2 protein-coding genes are annotated in these 2,400 nt (G+C 69.0%); both read left to right on the forward strand.

Features of this window, described 5'->3' with window-relative positions:
* A partial coding sequence (locus tag FVW20_RS12725) for a methyl-accepting chemotaxis protein (RefSeq protein ID WP_196609911.1) occupies positions 1-1,476 on the forward strand: 1,476 nt, incomplete at its 5' end.
* 232 nt (positions 1,477-1,708) lie between these two features.
* Positions 1,709-2,107 carry a hypothetical protein gene (locus FVW20_RS12730; RefSeq protein ID WP_196609912.1) on the forward strand — a complete coding sequence of 133 codons (399 nt, stop codon included), beginning with the start codon at positions 1,709-1,711 and terminating at the stop codon, positions 2,105-2,107.
* The last annotated feature ends 293 nt before the right edge of the window (positions 2,108-2,400 follow it).

Below are 2,400 nucleotides of genomic sequence, written 5' to 3' on the forward strand. Positions count from 1 at the left end.
GCCGTGGGCCTGCGCCCCGCACCCACGGACAGCGCCGCCGCGGGACTCTTGCGCAACCTCCGCGAGGGCCGGGCAGCCACGGGAGAACTGGCCATTCCCCTGGTCTGCGGAGTACCGGGCAACGGCCCGGCCTCCGGCGCATCCTGCCTGATCCACCTTGCGGTGTCCGCCCGGCCCATCACCGACACGGCGGGCCGCGCCCACGGCAGCTTCGTGCTGCTGCGCGACATGACCCGGCTGCGCGCCGCGCAGTGCTCCCTGGCCAGCACCTCGTCGCGCATCGAACGCTTTGCCGCCGATTCCCTGTCGGCGGCAGGAGAGGTGACCCGCGCCGCGGAAGACCTGGCCACCCTGATCCAGGAAGCCAACGCGGGCGCGGGCAGCCAGCAGGAGCGCACGGCGGAAACCGCCACCGCCATGGAACAGATGAACGCCACGGTCATGGAAGTGGCCCGCAATGCGTCCCAGGCCGCCGACCAGGCCGCCGAGACCCGCCGCCGCAGCGTGGACGGCGCCCGCCAGGTGAACGAACTGGTGGCGCACATCGACGGCGTGGAGCAGGTCATCGGCCAGTTGGCCGAACGCGTGGGCGCGCTGGATGCGCAGGCGGGCAACATCGGTCAGGTGATGAACGTGATTTCCGACATCGCCGACCAGACAAACCTGCTGGCGCTGAACGCCGCCATCGAGGCTGCCCGCGCCGGTGACGCCGGGCGCGGATTCGCCGTGGTGGCCGACGAAGTGCGCAAGCTGGCCGAAAAGACCATGAACGCCACCCGCGAGGTGAGCGAGGTGATCACCGGCATCCAGCAAAGCTCGCGCGCCGCCGCCCGCGAGATGGACGGAGCCCGCGCCGCCGTCAACGAGGCCGCCCGCCGCGCACAGGATTCCGGCGCTGCGCTGTCGGAAATCCTTGCCCTTACCGACAACACCAGCATTCAGGTGCAGTCCATCGCCACCGCCGCAGAGCAGCAGTCGGCCACATCCGCCGAGATCAACCGCGCTGTGGAGGCCATTACCGGCATTGCCGGGCGCACCATGGACATGATGAACCACGCCGCGCAGGACATCTTCAGCCTGGCCGGGCGTTCCAGCGACCTTTCGCGCACCGTTGCGCGCATTTCCGCGACCGACGAAGCCGACGCGACCGAAGCCGCCATGAGGGGCAAGGCCCTGCCCTGCTGGGAATTCAAGAAGTGCGGACGCGAAAAGGGCGGCCCCAAGGAAAGGGAAATGGGCATCTGTCCCGCCTGGCCCGAGCACGGCTTCAGTTGTGCCGGGGTTACCGGCACCTTCTGCGGCGGCACGGTACAGGAAACCTTTGCCAAGAAGATCGGCAACTGCGCCAAATGCGACTTTTTCAAGAGCGCATCCTACCGGCGCGATGCGCACGATTCGCAGATGTCCGGCGGCACGTCCGGCGGTACTTTGGGCGGCCCGTTGGGCAGGGGCGTGCGGCTGGAACTGCGGCGCTAGGCCGCGCGGCACGCCGCCGGGGCTCCACCCCTGCGTGTTTCCATCAGCCAAGACAGCCACACATGCGGGGGGCGGGGCGCACGACGTCCCGCCCCTTTGCAATCCGGTTCGCGGCCCCCTCCGCGATCCAGCCGCCCGTTCCAGCCCAATGCGCGCAGCCCGTCGCGCGGGACGCAACGCTTGCGCCCCGGGCCGCACAAGGGTACTAAGGCCATAACAGGAGGTGCCATCCATGCCCGCCACCGAACCCGACGCCCGCAAGGGACGCGAAGCCCTTGGACAGTGGCTTGATCAAATGGCCGCCACCGTACGCGACATCGAACGCGAGGCCGAACAGGCGCTGCACCGGAACGAGGACCAGGACGCCTACCGCGACCTGATGCGCCGCAAGGCGCAACTGCTGACCTCGCTGCCTGACCGCGCCCGCGACCTGCTGCCCCAGTTCGAAGGACATGAACGCGACGCCATCGCCGACCGGTTGTCGCGCTTTGCCTCCAGCGCATCCAACGCCCTGCGCATCGATTCCGTGTTCTACATGTCCGCCCTGCTCTACCCGGAAGACCACACCCCCGGGCAGCCCAACGATCTCGAAACCTTCGCCGCCGCCGTGCGCGAGGGACGGGCCGGGTAGGACGGGATAACGAGCAGCGCCACGGCACACGGCACACACAAGCAAGCGCCCGGATACGTGAAGTATCCGGGCGCTTGCTTGTGTTCCGTGTACGAAATGAGCCATTGCGAAGGGCACGCTTTCAACTCGCCGCTATCTTCCGCCTTTCACTCCCGACACACCTTCCGCCCGCGCACCGGGCGGGGCAAGGAGGTCGCCTGCGATGGCGAAACGCGGCGGCGGTCCCGAAGGCAAGGCGCGGTGCGCCACGGCGACGACGGCGCAGCAGCGCAACGCCGAGGAAGCCGGGGCGT

Origin of the sequence: Nitratidesulfovibrio oxamicus (assembly GCF_015731765.1) — a bacterium.
Classification (GTDB): domain Bacteria; phylum Desulfobacterota; class Desulfovibrionia; order Desulfovibrionales; family Desulfovibrionaceae; genus Cupidesulfovibrio; species Cupidesulfovibrio oxamicus.